This window comes from Peptoniphilus sp. HMSC075B08 (assembly GCF_001815405.1).
Taxonomy (GTDB): Bacteria; Bacillota; Clostridia; order Tissierellales; family Peptoniphilaceae; genus Peptoniphilus_A; species Peptoniphilus_A harei.
This window is the reverse complement of sequence record NZ_KV820459.1, coordinates 145,368-160,944: the sequence shown is the minus strand read 5'-3', so window position 1 is coordinate 160,944 and position 15,577 is coordinate 145,368. Positions and strand designations below refer to the sequence as shown.

18 protein-coding genes are annotated in these 15,577 nt (G+C 35.3%); 2 read left to right on the top strand and 16 right to left on the bottom strand.

The features are described from left to right. The 13 genes from HMPREF3023_RS08600 to thrS form a co-directional block, all read right to left on the bottom strand. Nucleotides 1-2,830 (bottom strand): Rib/alpha-like domain-containing protein (locus tag HMPREF3023_RS08600; protein ID WP_210400926.1); only part of this gene is annotated, 2,830 nt, incomplete at its 3' end. A 930-nt stretch (nucleotides 2,831-3,760) separates the two neighbouring features. After that, the gene (locus HMPREF3023_RS08595) at nucleotides 3,761-4,051 is read right to left on the bottom strand and encodes a rhodanese-like domain-containing protein (RefSeq protein ID WP_070702611.1); all 291 of its coding nucleotides are present in this window, start codon (nucleotides 4,049-4,051) and stop codon (nucleotides 3,761-3,763) included. Between the two features lie 53 nt (nucleotides 4,052-4,104). Beyond that, the gene (locus HMPREF3023_RS08590) at nucleotides 4,105-4,482 is read right to left on the bottom strand and encodes a RidA family protein (RefSeq protein ID WP_070702609.1); all 378 of its coding nucleotides are present in this window, start codon (nucleotides 4,480-4,482) and stop codon (nucleotides 4,105-4,107) included. 4 nt (nucleotides 4,483-4,486) lie between these two features. After that, complete coding sequence (gene rsfS, locus HMPREF3023_RS08585; RefSeq protein WP_070702607.1) at nucleotides 4,487-4,831, bottom strand: ribosome silencing factor; 345 nt, start codon at nucleotides 4,829-4,831, stop codon at nucleotides 4,487-4,489. Nucleotides 4,832-4,839: 8 nt separating this feature from the next. After that, complete coding sequence (locus tag HMPREF3023_RS08580) at nucleotides 4,840-5,718, bottom strand: LCP family protein (RefSeq protein ID WP_070702605.1); 879 nt, start codon at nucleotides 5,716-5,718, stop codon at nucleotides 4,840-4,842. Continuing rightward, nucleotides 5,715-6,287, bottom strand: a complete 573-nt coding sequence (gene yqeK / locus HMPREF3023_RS08575; RefSeq protein WP_070702603.1) for a bis(5'-nucleosyl)-tetraphosphatase (symmetrical) YqeK — start codon at nucleotides 6,285-6,287, stop codon at nucleotides 5,715-5,717. Before yqeK ends, HMPREF3023_RS08580 begins: the two co-directional genes overlap by 4 nt. Beyond that, a complete protein-coding gene (gene nadD, locus HMPREF3023_RS08570) occupies nucleotides 6,277-6,885 on the bottom strand; it encodes a nicotinate-nucleotide adenylyltransferase (RefSeq protein WP_070702602.1) in 609 nt (202 codons plus the stop codon). Before nadD ends, yqeK begins: the two co-directional genes overlap by 11 nt. Continuing rightward, the gene (yhbY, locus tag HMPREF3023_RS08565) at nucleotides 6,885-7,172 is read right to left on the bottom strand and encodes a ribosome assembly RNA-binding protein YhbY (protein WP_070702600.1); all 288 of its coding nucleotides are present in this window, start codon (nucleotides 7,170-7,172) and stop codon (nucleotides 6,885-6,887) included. Before yhbY ends, nadD begins: the two co-directional genes overlap by 1 nt. Before the next feature lie 12 nt (nucleotides 7,173-7,184). Continuing rightward, nucleotides 7,185-8,453 carry a GTPase ObgE gene (obgE, locus tag HMPREF3023_RS08560; protein WP_070702597.1) on the bottom strand — a complete coding sequence of 423 codons (1,269 nt, stop codon included), beginning with the start codon at nucleotides 8,451-8,453 and terminating at the stop codon, nucleotides 7,185-7,187. Nucleotides 8,454-8,600: 147 nt separating this feature from the next. Continuing rightward, a complete protein-coding gene (gene rpmA / locus HMPREF3023_RS08555) occupies nucleotides 8,601-8,900 on the bottom strand; it encodes a 50S ribosomal protein L27 (protein WP_019138550.1) in 300 nt (99 codons plus the stop codon). Next, entirely contained in the window at nucleotides 8,893-9,231 is a 339-nt protein-coding gene (locus HMPREF3023_RS08550; RefSeq protein WP_070702595.1) for a ribosomal-processing cysteine protease Prp, read from the bottom strand. The genes rpmA and HMPREF3023_RS08550 overlap by 8 nt, the downstream gene beginning before the upstream one ends. Further along, complete coding sequence (gene rplU / locus HMPREF3023_RS08545; RefSeq protein ID WP_070702593.1) at nucleotides 9,231-9,536, bottom strand: 50S ribosomal protein L21; 306 nt, start codon at nucleotides 9,534-9,536, stop codon at nucleotides 9,231-9,233. Before rplU ends, HMPREF3023_RS08550 begins: the two co-directional genes overlap by 1 nt. A 373-nt stretch (nucleotides 9,537-9,909) precedes the next feature. Continuing rightward, nucleotides 9,910-11,820 (bottom strand): threonine--tRNA ligase, encoded by a 1,911-nt coding sequence (thrS, locus tag HMPREF3023_RS08540; RefSeq protein ID WP_070702591.1) that lies wholly within the window; start codon nucleotides 11,818-11,820, stop codon nucleotides 9,910-9,912. A gap of 383 nt (nucleotides 11,821-12,203) precedes the next feature. Here thrS and HMPREF3023_RS08535 point away from each other — a divergent pair, with 383 nt between their 5' ends. Continuing rightward, nucleotides 12,204-12,458: a hypothetical protein gene (locus tag HMPREF3023_RS08535; RefSeq protein ID WP_070702589.1), complete on the top strand. Its 255-nt coding sequence runs from the start codon at nucleotides 12,204-12,206 to the stop codon at nucleotides 12,456-12,458. A gap of 105 nt (nucleotides 12,459-12,563) precedes the next feature. After that, nucleotides 12,564-13,460: a hypothetical protein gene (locus HMPREF3023_RS09560; protein WP_210400925.1), complete on the top strand. Its 897-nt coding sequence runs from the start codon at nucleotides 12,564-12,566 to the stop codon at nucleotides 13,458-13,460. A gap of 88 nt (nucleotides 13,461-13,548) precedes the next feature. Here HMPREF3023_RS09560 and HMPREF3023_RS08525 read toward each other — a convergent pair whose 3' ends face one another. From HMPREF3023_RS08525 to HMPREF3023_RS08515, 3 genes are read right to left on the bottom strand one after another with little or no spacing between them, the layout of a single operon-like run. Then, a complete protein-coding gene (locus HMPREF3023_RS08525; RefSeq protein WP_070702587.1) occupies nucleotides 13,549-14,235 on the bottom strand; it encodes a DUF6873 family GME fold protein in 687 nt (228 codons plus the stop codon). Then, on the bottom strand, nucleotides 14,232-14,978 hold the full coding sequence (locus tag HMPREF3023_RS08520; protein WP_070702586.1) for a TrmH family RNA methyltransferase: 747 nt from the start codon (nucleotides 14,976-14,978) through the stop codon (nucleotides 14,232-14,234). Before HMPREF3023_RS08520 ends, HMPREF3023_RS08525 begins: the two co-directional genes overlap by 4 nt. 56 nt (nucleotides 14,979-15,034) lie before the next feature. Further along, entirely contained in the window at nucleotides 15,035-15,535 is a 501-nt protein-coding gene (locus HMPREF3023_RS08515) for a DUF4342 domain-containing protein (protein WP_070702584.1), read from the bottom strand. Between the last annotated feature and the right edge of the window lie 42 nt (nucleotides 15,536-15,577).

The window sequence follows — 15,577 nt, the reverse complement described above, 5'->3', positions numbered from 1 at the left end:
TTGCTTCTCCAGTTACTTTTGTCTTCTTATCTTCTGGTTGAACAACAGTAACTTTTGCATCTACATTATCTGTTGATTTATCTGGATAAGTTACTACTACAGGAATCTTAACTTCTTTATCTTTGTCTTCTTCAGCAGGTGTATATTTGATTTCTCCTGTGTTTTCATCGATTTCTGCACCTTGTGGAGCATCTTCGCCTAGAGCAAATTTTGTTCCTTCTGGTTTTGTAGTATCTTTTCCATCTTTGTCTGTGAAGTTAGGAGCAGTTATTGTTGTTTGTTTACCTACTTCAGCATCAGAGTCGGTATATTTTGGTGTATATTTGTCAGCGTCTTTTACTTCATCTTCACTTACCCATACTGCATAAACTTTTAGTGACTCTGTAATAGGAGTATCTTTTGTGAAGTCTGCTTCTGTAGCGTCAGCTGTTGTTGCCCAGCCCTTGAAGATATAGCCTTCTCTTGTTGGGTTTTCTGGCATTACGTTTTTGCCATTATAGTCAAGACCGTTTGCTTCATAGCCAGCATTTCCTAGAGCTTGTTCGTTTTCTGGAGCTACTACTACTGTATCTTCAGGTTTTCCTTCGTAGTTTTGGTCAAATGTTACTCTTGACTTAACTTTTTCGATAACTGGATCTGATGGGAATTGTCCTTCTCTAGCATTGTTGATATAGATAGGCATATCTTTCTTAAGTTCTAGAGTTTCTTTTCCATCTTCAGATTTAAATTGACCTAAAGCATAGTTATAAACTTCATCAAATTTTCTATCGCCTTTTTCTACTTCTCTACCATTTTCATCTAGGAAAATCGCTCTAGCTTTATCAGAATTTTCAGATTTAACTAAGTTAAAGTAGAATTTAGACCCTTCTGGTGTCATATAGTAACCAGTTACGTTATTTTCATCTCTTCGAACAGTACCTTTTATTTCAGTATCAGTATCAAAAATTTCTTCTACTTGTGGTACATATTTTTGTTTTGTAACCATAGCACCATCAACGCTCTTAGAGTGTTGGAAGTAGTATGGATTGTAGTCTCTTTCAAAGTTTTCACCTTCGACATTAACTATATCTACATCTTTTGTTGCATCACCATTGTTAATATATAGTCTCCAGCTTTGGCTTTCATATTTATGTCCATTGTCATTGATAATCCAAAGTCTGATTTTTTCACCTGCAGATAGGGTTCTACCAGCCTTCATATCGATGTCATATTTCATGTTTCTAGCATTACCAATACCGCCAGCATTTCTCTCAGTGATAGTTTCAAAATCATTTGCACGACTTGGAGCAGATTTATCATTCATTAAGTGGTAGGTATCACCAATTTGCATAACATATTGGTTTCCTTTATCCTTCATTTGATCTTTAAATTCTAAAGTAAGTTTGCTGCCCTTATTAATAACAGTTTCATTTTTAACTTCTTGTTCAGACCTTAAAAAACCATTCTTATTTTCATGGATGAAGCCACTCTCAAAGGCATATGATTGAAGATATTTATTTTGTGGGAATAGCTTAGAAATCATATCTTCATCTACATTATATTCAATTGTCGTATTTACATAGTTAATTGTAGCTGTCTTGAATAGTGTAGAAAATATACCTGTTTTAATATTTCCTGAGGTAGCACGAACTACTTTATTACCAGTTTTATCTAAGTTTGATTCAAAATCAGATCCTACAACATATATTGTAGCAACACCATCTTTAACATTGATTTGATTTCTCTTAATCCCGACTTTTGGTGTATCTGAGTATGCTTTCTCGTCGTCAATTCCCCTTACGTCAAGGTAAGCTACGTTTCCTTGATCATCTTCTTTTAAGAGGTCAAGAAGCCTTGCATCAAATGATTGCTTAAATCCAACATTTCCTAAATATGAATCAATAGAGTCTGATTTTCTATAGTAGTGTTTTGTCTTAACAACCTTGTTTTCACTATCATACTCACTAGATCCAAAGCTGAGTCTGTTAGATTCTTTGTTTGAATTTGGAGGAATTACAGTGCTCTTAAGATTTGAGTTTAGAGGTATTACTGTTGATCTTGTAAATTGTCCATAATCAACATCGTTTAATTCTCTTGTTCCTACTGTTCCAGGGAAGTTTGCTAATACTTCCTTATATTTTGTATCATATCCTCTATGTTGAACAAGAAAGTCCTTCTTTCCTAAGTCAGAAATCTTTATTCCTTCTTTTAGAACAAGGTTCATAGGCAATTCGTATATATTACCAGTATAATCACCTGTAACCTGTGAAAGCATGAATTCTGCTTGGTAGTCAGCAGCATTTACGTTGTTAAATAGGAATTTTTGTTCCCCTTTGTTTGTTGAATATACATAAGACCTATCCCAGTCAATTTTTTCAAACAAATCTTTTTGGAATTTAAAAGCCAATGAAAGTTGATTCATCCATACAGATTCTGCAGTTCTTGAGTCACCTTTCCATTCTAGTCTAATTATATCTCTTCCCTTTTCATCTGTGTAAGTTCCAAGATAATTTACTTCAAAAGCTCCCATACCACCGTTGTTAAGACCACCAAGGTTTTTGGCTTTATTGTATCCTTTTGGTGCTTTCCAGTAGTCATTATCTTCTCCGATTGTTTCTTCCCAGTTATTTGCTGATTTTCCTGCGTGGGCTTTTTGATCTTCAGTAAGTCCTACTTTGTCTTCTCCTGCTCTTTGCGCACCAGGTGTTTTTTCTGCTGCTATTTCTAGCGCATTGTTAATTTCACTTGTGTTCGCAAATACATTGTAAGGTACAACACTTGCTAGCATTACACCTGATAGGGCATAGGCTGCAACCCTATTGGTGTTGAATTTTTTCTTTTTATTATCCATTATTTCTCCTTTCTAATTTGGATTATAGTTTTCGTAAATTTTTTCCTATTTCTTATATTTCTATAATATAATTTATCTATCCCCTTTCATGAGTTTTTCTTCATGATTTATGGTTTTGGTAAACTATAAATCTAATAGATAGAGTATTTTTATAATCTTCTATTTATATTTCATAATTATACCAGATAATTATTATTTTATCTAGTTATATATACTATAAATGCCTGAATTTACATTATCTTAACAAGATTTATACCCCCCCCCAGGTAAAAATTGCATTTATTTTGTACAATTTTTCATTTCAGTTTATATGCTTTAGTCTATTTCATTTTTTACTTCAAATTTTTTTGTATTATGTATGTATTTATCTTTAATTTATTTTTCTTCTTGAAGGTCAAAGGTTTTTATAGGTCAATAATAATTTATGACTTAAGAAATTTTTCCTAAGTCATACGTTTTTGTAACTTCACAAACTTTTGTGAGCCAATAAATTTTTATGACTTCACAAGCTTTTATGATTCAATAAGTTTTTATGACCTCATAAGTCATTGTTACCTTATAAGTCTTTCTGATTTTGTAAGTTATTATGACTTAGTATTTTTATGTCTTCTCAAGTTCTATTAAGACAACAAATATTTTCTAAATCTAACTAATTTTAAGAAGTTTCTAATTAATTTTTTTAATTTTTAAGATATTGTAACTTAATTATTAAGTAAAAACTTTAAAAATAATTGTAAGTAATAGAGAGCAAAAGATCTTAGGCAAAAAAAATCCCACAAGATTTCTCCTGTGGGATTAGTTTTTCTATTAAATTTTTTCTAAGTTGTTTTCTCTTATTACTTCTAATTTATTTTTGACTTCATAATAAACTATCATGTCACAAGTAAAAGATAAGTAAGATTTTTTTGTGACATTATAATTTTCTATGCCTTACTTAAAAAGCTCTCCCTTGTAATTTATTATGCCGCCGTCAAGGTTTATGGTTTCATATCCCAACTCGTTTAGGTATTTTGCCACGTTGTAGGACCTCACCCCTGACCTGCAGAGGATATAGATTTCTCTTTCTTTTGTGATTTCGTTAAGTCTATTTGGGATCTCATTCATGGGGATGTGGATAGCGCCCTTTATGGTTCCTGTTTCTTCTAGCTCGTAGTCTTCACGCACGTCTATTACTATTGGGTCCACAATCCTATCTATTTCATTTATATTTATTTCTTTCATCTTGTCTACCTCTTTTTTATAAAAAAAGAACCCTCTCGGGTCCTCTTTAGAAATTATTTTACTGCTATTGCTTCGATTTCTAGAAGGCCACCCTTTGGTAGCTTTGCTACTTCTACGCAAGATCTTGCTGGTTTGTGGTTTGTGAAATATTCTGCATAGACTTCGTTTACTTGTGCAAAGTCATTTACATCGTCTAGGAAGATGTTAACTTTTACAACTTTTTCCATGCTTGAGCCTGCTTCTTCTAGGATTGCCTTGATGTTGTCAAGACTTCTTGCTGTTGCTTTTTTGATGTCGTCTGAGATTAGTTCTCCTGTTTCTGGAACTAGTGGAAGTTGGCCTGATGTGAATATAAAGCCGTTAACTTCTGTTGCTTGTGAATAAGGTCCCACTGCTCCAGGTGCCTTGTCTGTGTGTAATGTTTTTACCATAATTTCATTCCTCCTCTTGTGGGTCTTGGTTTTCTTCCCACAATCTTTCTAGGTTGTAGTATTCTCTCTCGTCCTTGTGGAAGACGTGGACTATTATGTCGCCAAAGTCCAAGATAATCCATCTTGATGAGTTCTTGCCTTCTAGGTTTTGAGGTCCTTCTCCCTTTTCAGATAATTTTTCGTCAATTTCTCTTGCTAGGGCATCTACTTGTGTAGATGAGTTACCACTTACTACTACGAAGTAGTCTGCGATTGATGTCATACCTTGGATGTCTAGGACCTTGATGTCGATTCCCTTTTTGTCTTCACATGATTTTACTATGATATATAATTTCTCTTGAGTTATCATAAAACCTCCTATTTAAAATTATTTTCTAATAGCATTACTTGTATTTTATTTTCGTTTGGCACGAAGTAGGACACTCCTCCCATGTATTTTGGTGTTCCTGGTAGGGTGTTGGTCACTATGTCTTCACTTGTCACGTGACGCATTTTTGCCGCCATCTTTATGAGTTTCTTCACAGGTATATTGTTTTCTGTGTAGGATACATAGGATGAAAGCAAGAGGGGTGACCTAGCTAGGGTTTTTGGTTCCTTCATCTTTGATAGGATGGCTGACATAAATTGTTGTTGGGCCTTTACCCTTCCAAGATCTGCGTCCTTGTAGCCCTTCCTAAATCTCAAAAATCCTATGGCATCGTAGCCCTTTAGGTTTTGTCTGCCTGCCTTGATGTCTATTGTAAGTGGTGGATCTGCTGTTGGGTCCTCGTACTTCATGTCTATTGGGACGTCAACTTCTACTCCACCAATTTTGTCTACCACATCTTCTACAAATCTGTAGTCAACTGTGACGTAATATTTTATGTCTGTCCCAAGGAGTTTGTTCACTGTGTCAAGAGTAAGTTCACTTCCTCCGTATTTGAAGGAGTGGTTGATTTTTGTCTTTTTGTAACCCTCGATCTTTGTGTAAGTGTCTCTTGGGATTGAAATTATATTTACTTTTCCTGTCTTCCCGTCTAGGTTTACCACCATTATGGTGTCGGATCTTGCATTCTCTGCCTTCTTTGAGTCAAGAGAGTCTACTCCCAGCATCAAAAATTGTAGGTTTTCGCCGCCCTCATCAATTTTATCTGCATCTTCTCCTTCGAAGAAGTAGAAGTAGGCTGCGAAAGCACCTAGGGCAAGGATGATTATTAATATTATTGTTGTAAAAAAAGCTTTAAAAAAAGTTTTCAAGGATTCAACTCCTTATAAAAATTTCTAGCTGTAACTGTTGCCGGCACAATGTAGGTGTCGTGGTCAACTAAAAATTTTAATGTATTATTTAAGGCGAAATACATGGCTGCATCAAGGTCTACTCTTGCAAGCTCTCTTGCCCTTTCCACTCCGTCAAAGTTTCTCATGGGTTCGATGTAGTCTGCCAAGAAAATTATTTTTTCTAGGTCTGACATATTTGCCCTGCCTGTTGTGTGGTAAGTAATGGCATTTAGGATTTCTTCATCTTCTATTCCGTAGAGGTCTCTGGCATAGATGGCCCCTAGATAGGAATGGATGATTTGGGGTGCCTTATGCATCTCCTTTGTGAGGAGAAGGCCAGATTTTTTGGCAGCCTTTATAAGGTCGTCATGATCTCTTATCTTGGCACAGTCGTGCAAAAACCCTGCCACTTCTGCCTTTTCTTGGTCTACTCCATGGATCTTTGCAAGTTCTATGGCAGTGTCTCTCACCCTAAGTGTGTGGAGAAATCTCTTTTCTCCTATCCTGTCACTTATTTCTTTTTCATATTTTTTAAGTTTATAGGTCACCTTTGTAAAACCCACTTTCTTCTATATAATCTAGAACTTTTTTTGGAATTAGATATCTGAGAGACTTGCCCTCATGAATTCTGTCTCTTAGGTCAGTGGAAGAAATTTCATAGAGTGGGGTCTTAATAAGTTTTATCCTTGTCCCAAAGTTCTCTCTCAAAAAGTCTATCTCATTATTTATCTCTTCTTTGTCGATATATCCTGGTCGTAAGGCAACTACAAATTCTATTTCTTGTGATAGGTCTCCTATCTTCTTCCAAGTCTTAAGTTGGAAGAGGGAGTCCAAGCCTATTAAGAAGTATAATTTTTCTTCTTTGTAGATTTTTTTTAATTCCCTAATTGTGTCCACTGTGTAGGATAAGTTTACCCTAGTGGTCTCTATGTCAGATATTTCAAAGTCTGGGTTTGGGGAGATGGCAAGCCTTACCATTTCATACCTGTCTTCTGCTGAAACCCCAAGGTCCTTGTGGGGAGGGTTGCCTGTTGGGATAAAGATTACCTTGTCCAGACCCATCTCCTCCTTGATGTACTCACATATCATGAGGTGACCATAGTGGATGGGGTTGAAGCTGCCTCCAAAAATTCCGTACTTTTTCATTATAATTCTATTTGTTTGTTTTCTTTAGATTCCCTATAAATTGTAAGCTTCTTGCCAATTTTTTGGACAAATTCTGCCCCTGTTGCATCAAGGATGTCGTCAACTATTTCGTCAACTTCCACTGGTGCATTTTGTAGGACATTAATCTTTACAATTTCGTGGTCTTCTAAAAGTTTATCTATTTGATTTAAAAAGCCTTGGTTGATCCCGTCTTTTCCCAGTTGGATAAGTGGATCCATGTTGTGGGCAAGGCTCTTTAAATAAGATCTTTCTTTTCCTGTTAACATTCTATCACCTGCTTATTCAAAAAATTCAAATTCGTATTCGCCAATAAATACTGAGCAGCCATCGTGGGCCCCAAGTTCTTCTAGTTTTTCTACAACCTTATTCTTTCTAAGGTTTTCTTGGAAGTATTTAAGTGAATCGTAATCGTCAAAGTTTGTGGAGCGAAGGAGTTTGTCAATGTAAGGTCCTTCAACAAAGTATTCTCCATGTTCTTTGAAGACCCTGATGCCCTCTTCTCTCTTAACTTCTTCTACGTGGACTATGTCGTAAGTTTCGTGGTCTTCGTAGTCCACTTCTTGAAGGAGTCTATAAGTTTCCTTCATTAGCTTGTCAACATTTTCTGTTGTGGCACAAGACCCAGCTATTATCTCGTACTTGTCCCCAAGTTCTTCTCTTAATTTTTCTAGGTTTTCTTCTGCTCCTGGGACATCTGTCTTGTTGGCAAAAATAATTTGCTTCTTTTCTCCCAGTTTTTCATTGTATCTCACAAGTTCTTCATTGATCTTGTGGAAATCTTCCACTGGATCCCTGTATTCTGAACCAGAAACATCTAGGACGTGGATGAGGATTCCTGTCCTCTCAACGTGTTTTAGAAATTCGTCGCCGAGACCAATCCCTTCAGATGCTCCCTCAATTAGTCCAGGTATGTCTGCTATAACAAAGGATTCACCTTCATCAATTTTTACAACACCTAGGTTTGGAGAAAGGGTTGTGAAGTGATAGTTGGCAATCTTCGGCCTAGCAGATGTAACTATGGAAAGAAGGGTTGACTTACCTACGTTAGGAAAACCAACTAGTCCCACATCTGCAAGGAGTTTAAGTTCCAATATTATCTCTCTTTCTTCTCCCATGTTGCCTGCTTGGGCAAAGGCTGGTGCCTGTCTAGTGGAAGTCTTGAATCTGGCATTGCCCATGCCGCCACGGCCGCCCTTGCAGACAGTGACAGACATATTATTTTCCTTTAGGTCGTAGATAACTCCATTAGTGTTGGCGTCCCTAATTAGGGTTCCGACTGGTACCTTTAGGATAATGTCCTCTCCATCTTTTCCAAATTTTAATTTGCTCATGCCATTTTGACCATTTTCGGCCTTGTATTCTCTTTTGTATCTAAAGTCCATCAAAGTGTGAAGTCCAGAGTCTGTCATTACAATTACATTGCCACCTCTGCCTCCGTCGCCGCCAGCTGGTCCTCCTGCTGGTTCGAATTTTTCTCTTCTCCAAGCGACAGCGCCATCTCCACCTTTTCCGGCCTTTAATTTTATTTTAGCTATATCTATAAACATTTTTACCTCGCATTTTCTAAAATTATATCACAGAATTAGCACAGAATTGTAGTGAAAACTTGAACCTTATGTCAAATATGTAAAATCTTTGTGAAAATTAGACTTTACTCTTAAAAAAATAAAAGCAAGGTTTCCCTTGCTTTATCTTTATGCTAATTCAACTTTTTCTTCTTGGTAAACATTAGCGAATTTCTTTCCGCCTTTGCCCTTAGTTGTGAATCTTAAAATTCCATCAGCTGTTGCAAATAAAGTGTCATCTGACCCTTTCATTACATTTTCACCTGGATGGATTTTTGTTCCTCTTTGTCTAACGATGATGTTACCTGCTAGAACAAATTGTCCGTCGCCTCTCTTAACTCCAAGTCTCTTTGAGTTTGAGTCACGACCGTTCTTAGAAGAACCTGCTCCTTTTTTAGAAGAAAAAAGCAATAAATCAAATTTAATCATTTTGCACCTCCACCTTCTTTAGTGTCAAATATCCTGGATAGGCCTCGTCAATGAGTTCTATCCCCTTAATCATAAATTCAAAACAAGTTTGAATATCATTTCTTTTAAAAATTTCACTTTTTAAAATTTCTATTTTTAACAGTCCGTCGCCCTGTGTGTCACTTATGTCACTTTCGCTTATCCCCAACTTATCAATTAAGGTAAAGTATAGGGTTTGAGTGAGAGTGGATATGCTGGAGCAGACAAGTGTGTCAAAGTCTCCCTCTGCGTGGCCACAAGACTTAAATCCATAGTAATAATCGCCCTTTTTGTAAAGGTCAATCCTAGTCATTAGTTAATACCTGTGATTTCAACTAAAGTGTATGGTTGACGGTGACCCTTTTTCTTTCTTTCGTTTTTCTTAGCTTTGTATTTATAAACGATAACTTTTTTAGCTTTATCTTGAGCTAGTACCTTAGCTTCAACCTTAGCACCCTCTACATATGGAGTACCAACTTTTGGTTCGTCACCTGATACAAAAACAACCTTGTCAAAAGTTACAACGTCGCCTTCTTTTGCATCTAGTTTTTCAACTCTAATTTTGTTACCAGCTTCAACAGTATATTGCTTTCCGCCTGTTTCAATAATTGCGTACATTTGTAGCACCTCCTCATTACAAGACTCGCCATCCTAGGCACCGAAGTTTAAAACCTATTCTGTGCGGTTACATCAATGTATTCTATCACATGAATATGGGTTTGTAAAGAAATTTTATAAATATTTATGGCTTTAGTTTTTTTATTATTTTATAAAAATTTATGAGCTTGTAATTGCTTCTTACTTTATAAAAATTTATGAGCTTACACATATTTATTAGTTAATAAATTTTTAACAAATCACAATAAACTCAAGCTTTATAAATTTTTGTCACATCATAGGAAACTCAAGCCTTATAATTTCCACAAAAAATAGCAGGCCCCAAGGACCTGCTGTGATTTTATCTTTTATTTATAAGTTTTTCAAGTATAACTTATTCAGTTATTGTCTTGTTTTTGATTTCTTCTTTAAGTGAAGCTATAAATTCATCTACATCAACATCTTGAACTTCTTCCCCGCTTCTCTTTCTAACAGAAAGCTTTCCAGAAGTTTCTTCTTTTTCACCAATTACAAGCATGTAGTTGATCTTCTTAACTTGTGCTTCCCTAATCTTGTAACCAACTTTTTCAGTACGTCCATCTAGGTGAACTCTAAGTCCTTCTGCGTGAAGTTTATCTGCAAGATTTTGTGCATAATCCTTGAACTTGTCAGATACAGGGATAACTTCAACTTGAACTGGAGATAACCATAGTGGGAATTTACCAGCAAAGTGTTCGATTAGGATACCCATAAATCTTTCAACTGATCCAAGTAGGGCCCTGTGAAGCATAACTGGTCTTTGTCTTTCTCCATTTTCATCAACGTAAGTTAGGTCAAAGTTTTCTGGAAGTTGGAAGTCAAGTTGAATTGTACCACATTGCCAAGTTCTACCAATGGCATCTTCTAGGTGGAAGTCAATCTTAGGACCGTAGAAAGCTCCATCGCCTTCGTTAATTGTGTATGGAAGGTTCTTTTCTTCTAGGGCTTCTTTTAGGTTCTTTTCTGCAAGGTTCCAAGCGTCAAGATCTCCCATATAGTCGTCTGGTCTTGTAGAAAGTTCAATTGAATATTTAAATCCAAAAGTGCTGTATAGGTAATCTGCAAGGTCAATCATCTTAAATACTTCGTCTTTAACTTGTGAGAACAAGCAGTAAACGTGAGCATCATCTTGAGTAAATGTTCTTACTCTGAATAGGCCGTGTAATGCTCCAGAAAGTTCGTGTCTATGAACAACACCATATTCTGCAAGTCTAATAGGAAGGTCCCTATAAGAGTGGTTGTTGGAATTGTAAACAAGGATTGAGCCTGGGCAGTTCATTGGTTTAACTGCGTAGTCGCCGTCGTCAATCTTTGTGAAGTACATGTTGTCCTTGTAGTGATCCCAGTGGCCTGATCTATGCCATAGGGCTTCGTTTAGGATAATTGGAGTTAAGATTTCTCCGTATCCATTTTCTTCAAGAACTTCTCTCCACCAGTTTAGGAGGTTGTTTCTTAAAACCATTCCATTTGGGTGGAAGAATGGGAAACCAGGTCCTTCTTCGTGCATGCTGAAGAGGTCAAGTTCTTTACCAAGTTTTCTGTGGTCTCTCTTTTCAGCTTCTTCACGTCTTTCAATGTATTCGTCTAATTGTTTTTGTTTTTCAAAGGCAATACCATAAATTCTTTGTAGCATCTTATTGTCAGAGTCCCCTCTCCAATAAGCACCTGCTATTGAAAGAAGTTTAATAGCCTTGATTTTCTTAGTTGAAAGAAGGTGAGGTCCCTTGCAAAGGTCAGTGAAGTCACCAATCTTATACATTGTGATTTTTTCATCTTCTGGAAGGTCATTTATTAGTTCAACCTTGTAGTCTTGGTTTTTTTCTTTGAAGTAAGCTAGAGCTTCTTCTCTTGAAATTTCAATTCTTTCTACTGGAAGGTCCTTCTTGGCAATTTCCTTCATCTTGTCTTCTATTGCCTTGAAGTCTTCTTCTACAAATCTGTGTTCAAGGTCAAGGTCGTAATAGAAGCCTGTTTCAGTTGAAGGTCCAATTGCAAATTTTGCTTCTGGGTAAAGTTCTTGGATTGCATAAGCCATAATGTGGGATGCAGTGTGCCAGAAAATTTGCTTTCCTTCCTTGTCTTCAAATTTTACAACTTTGAAGTCGCTATCTTCATAAACCTTGTCGTCAAGGCCAAGAATTTCACCGTTAACTACTGCTCCAAGAGATTGTCTTAAAAGACCTTGGGATATGTCTCCAGTGATTTCAGATACCTTAACTCCACTTTGGTATTCTTTTTGTGATCCGTCTGGGTATTTTATAATCATTTTATCCTCCTAAAAATTAATAATAAAAAAAGCCACCATCCCAAAGGACGATGACCGTGGTTCCACCTTAATTAAACTCTAGGGACTTAACGCGTCCTGACGCCATAGTTTGCTATGGGACTCCAAGTTAGTTTTCAAAAATATAAAATTGGAAATTTTCACCAGCCATTTCCTCTCTTAGAATTTTATAAATCCTACTCTTCTTATCAAAGTCTCTTTTAAAATTGTTTCTATAATAACACAAAGTTTTTATATCTTCAAGAATAATTTTAAGAGAAATTATCATTTCTCTCGTTCCTATATATTACCCAGGAGAATTTATTTAAAACAAGATTTTTCTATTTTTGATATAATTTAAGAAGAAAAGTTTTTTGGAGGTAATTATGAAAATAAAAACTAAAAAGAGAATTGTATTAACTTTATTATTTATTATTCCAATCCTATTTAGACTTTATACAGCCTTTAGTCAATTTTATGGTTATTATCGTAGCCCAAATATTAAATTTAGTTTTATATTTTATTTTCTTGACTATTTAGGAAATAGTGTAAGTTCAACTTTTTATTGGTATCCACTAATTGCCTTATCACTTATTTACCTAGATTTAATGTTCAAAGACCATTTTGTTAAGAAAGAATAAAAATTATACAAAAGATAATTTATCTAAATTTCAATATGAGGTAAAACTATATTTTAAAAAAAGATTTTTGATATAATTTAAGAAATCTTATTTATGGAGGGGCTTATGAAGGACAAGTTAAAATATTTTATCATTACTCTTATTGTTATGGGATCTGTTCCCATTCTACCTGTCTTAGAAGATAATTTTTATGGATTTTTTGCCTTTATAAATTCTTATGGGCTCAGCTCTTTTGTATTGCCACTTCTGATTTCTTTGCCCTTAATTTATAAAAATAGAAGTTTTTATTTTTTCTATGTATTCCTTATACCAATCCTTTACAATAACTTTTTTATTATTTATTTTTTCAAAGTCGTGGACCACTCCTTCACTTCAATAATATTTTTTGTCCTTGGCCTGGTCTTGTCTCTTTACTTATTAAAGGTCAATAAAAAAAACTCCCTAAGAGGAGTTAAAATTATTTTATATAATAATCATTTGAGGAGATGTAAAAGTGAAATGGATTATGAAACTCAAATTAAAATGTTCAAGCATTTAATTCCTATTGGCGAGAGAGATTCAAAAGATCTTATAGATTATCTCAAAAATAAATTTGACCTTGTTGAAATTAATTTTTCAGAACTACCTTCTTACAAGAAGGATATGCTTCGTGAGAGTGCAAAATATTCCATGGGAAATGATAAGCTAAATGTTGAGATAAAGGACATGTCCTTTCGCTACTTTAAAATTATAGAAAATGAAAAAAGTATAGAATATGTAGATCCACGAGAGGCTGAGTATGGTGATTTTCTTTTTCTTATACTTGAAGAAAAGACTAAATATATATCTTCAAATAGTGGTAGACTTCTAACAGAGATGATTTACATTTCTGGTATTTCTATGGAATCTTACCTTGAAGAAGATTTATTATTTAAAGAATTGCTTTCTTTTTTAATGTTTGATTACCTTTATGATAATAAATTTTTATATGAAAAAATTATTCACAAGGAAATAAATAGATAGTATATGTTTATAAAAAAAGGTGACCTTACAAGATGGAATTAACCATTCTATAAGGTCATCTTTTATGCTTGTCACTTTTACAAAAGTTTTAAATAAAATAAATAGAACCGTAGTCTTCTATAGGGTCTTTTGACAAAATTTCAATTTCATAATCATATTTATTAATTATTTTTAAAATTTCTTCATGGGAGGAGTGTTGGGAAAAGTCGCCTGTGAAGAATATTTTTTTGCCCAAGACTCCACTTGCCCCACCAATAAAACCGTAGTTGAAGTTTTGGAGTTTAATTTGTTCGTGGTCTATCTTATAAATGGGAATCAAGTCCTTTAAGGTCTCGTAGATTCCTCCATCACTTGTGATGACAAAGTCATCGGTTACAAGGCAGGAGCATTTTGCATAACCCTGCTTTATATTTACCAGGTCGTAGCCACGATTTTTATAGTAGTCTAGGATGACTTGGTCTGTGTGCTTTAAGTTATGGACGAAAATCTTTTTAAAGGCAAAGGCATTGAGATGTATGTCTCCTGGGTATTTTGCCGATAAAGATGAATGAGATGGAAGAACTTTTTTGTCCTTAAAAATCTCTTTATAATATTCAAGATTATCCCTATCCACAACTAAATCTCCACTGGGAAGTGGATGAACCAAGATATCTGGGTGGGTGTCTAGTCCCTTTAAGACATTTGTGTTTGCCTTGGTCCTCACAACTTCCCCATATTTTTTTAATTTATCGGTAGCTTTTTTTGGAAAGTTTTCTGCTACTAATACATAGGTCATTTCATCATCTCGTAAATTATAATTGATGCTGCAACATTGGCATTAAGGGAGTCAACCTTAGGAGAAATTGGAATATTTAAAAAATCTTTTGCGTGGGACATTAAAAAGTCCGAAACTCCTTTAGCTTCGTTGCCTATTACAACTATGTCCTTGTCCTTGAAGTCATAGTCCCTTGTTGAAGTGGAATTATCTAGTGAAGTTGCAAGAATATTGAAGTCTAAATCAACCAAGTCCTCTCGTGACATAAAGTAAATTGGCAGCCTAAAGATAGAAGACATAGAGGACCTCACAGTCTTTGGGTTGTAAAGGTCGCAGGACTCAGGAGAGATTATAAGGCCGTCAAGTCCCAGGGCATCAGCAGAACGAATTATTCCCCCAAGGTTGCCAGGCTCTCTTATGTCGTCAAGGTAGAGAAATTTGCCAGAAGTCCTGTCAAAGTCCTTGTGAAGATAGGAATAGTAGGCTATGATGCCAGGAGATGTGACAGCGTCGCAGAGATTTTTGAAAATATGATCAGAAAAGACAAAAATCTTGTCTTGTCCCACATTTTTTACAATATTTTCAAATTTATTTTCCTTATAGGCAGTTTCACTAAGGGCAAGATACTTAATTTCAAAGCCCTCGGCCTCTTCAATAACCACAGGCTTCTCCACCATGAAGAGCTTGTTCTCTTGTCTGTGCTTTTTCTCCAAAAGTCCCTTTAAAAATTTGTATGTATTGTTATTTTTACTTGTAATTATCATTTTTTCCTCATTTCTTAAAGAAAAAAGCCCCGAGGGGCTCTTAACTTTAATAAATTTTATAAAAATTTGCTCTTATCTTTTAGGTATTCTTTAACGTCGATAACTTCTCCATTGTCCATGATGATCTTGAAGGAGTAGTCATAGACATAGGCTGCAGAAAGTCCAAGTAGGGATGCTGGTAAAGCTAGAAGCATACCAATTGCAGAAGTTGTAAGTGAAAGTGATAGGACAGTTTCACCCTTATTTTCCACCAATAACCTGCTGGCATTTCCCTTTCTCCAGATTTCCTTTATGGCTTCAAGAATTTCGTCAAGATAGTTTATAACATCGTCAACATATTCTCTTCCAGTTTTTCTTTCTCCCTTGGGGTCAGATTCTTTTTCTTCCTCATTTTCATAAACCTTTGATGGGTCAATGTTTACATCGTACTTGCCTTCTCTAATATAAGAGATTGCCACATCAACGTCGCCGTCACTATCTAAAAGTGCCTTTCTCACAATGTCGTAGGACGCGCCAGTTATATTTATTACATAGTCGATTTTTGTCATATTAATCATAAAATCACCTCTATGTCTTTCTTACCCAAAAGAAGATTTTTT

Excerpts from the sequence above, each read along its gene's own strand:
- HMPREF3023_RS08595 (WP_070702611.1), bottom strand. The coding sequence starts at position 4,051 with ATGAAAGAAATAAATATAAATGAAATAGATAGGATTGTGGACCCAATA.
- HMPREF3023_RS08590 (WP_070702609.1), bottom strand. The coding sequence starts at position 4,482 with ATGGTAAAAACATTACACACAGACAAGGCACCTGGAGCAGTGGGACCT.
- rsfS (WP_070702607.1), bottom strand. The coding sequence starts at position 4,831 with ATGATAACTCAAGAGAAATTATATATCATAGTAAAATCATGTGAAGAC.
- nadD (WP_070702602.1), bottom strand. The coding sequence starts at position 6,885 with ATGAAAAAGTACGGAATTTTTGGAGGCAGCTTCAACCCCATCCACTAT.
- yhbY (WP_070702600.1), bottom strand. The coding sequence starts at position 7,172 with ATGTTAACAGGAAAAGAAAGATCTTATTTAAAGAGCCTTGCCCACAAC.
- obgE (WP_070702597.1), bottom strand. The coding sequence starts at position 8,453 with ATGTTTATAGATATAGCTAAAATAAAATTAAAGGCCGGAAAAGGTGGA.
- rpmA (WP_019138550.1), bottom strand. The coding sequence starts at position 8,900 with ATGATTAAATTTGATTTATTGCTTTTTTCTTCTAAAAAAGGAGCAGGT.
- HMPREF3023_RS08550 (WP_070702595.1), bottom strand. The coding sequence starts at position 9,231 with ATGACTAGGATTGACCTTTACAAAAAGGGCGATTATTACTATGGATTT.
- rplU (WP_070702593.1), bottom strand. The coding sequence starts at position 9,536 with ATGTACGCAATTATTGAAACAGGCGGAAAGCAATATACTGTTGAAGCT.
- thrS (WP_070702591.1), bottom strand. The coding sequence starts at position 11,820 with ATGATTATAAAATACCCAGACGGATCACAAAAAGAATACCAAAGTGGA.
- HMPREF3023_RS08535 (WP_070702589.1), top strand. The coding sequence starts at position 12,204 with ATGAAAATAAAAACTAAAAAGAGAATTGTATTAACTTTATTATTTATT.
- HMPREF3023_RS09560 (WP_210400925.1), top strand. The coding sequence starts at position 12,564 with ATGAAGGACAAGTTAAAATATTTTATCATTACTCTTATTGTTATGGGA.
- HMPREF3023_RS08525 (WP_070702587.1), bottom strand. The coding sequence starts at position 14,235 with ATGACCTATGTATTAGTAGCAGAAAACTTTCCAAAAAAAGCTACCGAT.
- HMPREF3023_RS08520 (WP_070702586.1), bottom strand. The coding sequence starts at position 14,978 with ATGATAATTACAAGTAAAAATAACAATACATACAAATTTTTAAAGGGA.
- HMPREF3023_RS08515 (WP_070702584.1), bottom strand. The coding sequence starts at position 15,535 with ATGATTAATATGACAAAAATCGACTATGTAATAAATATAACTGGCGCG.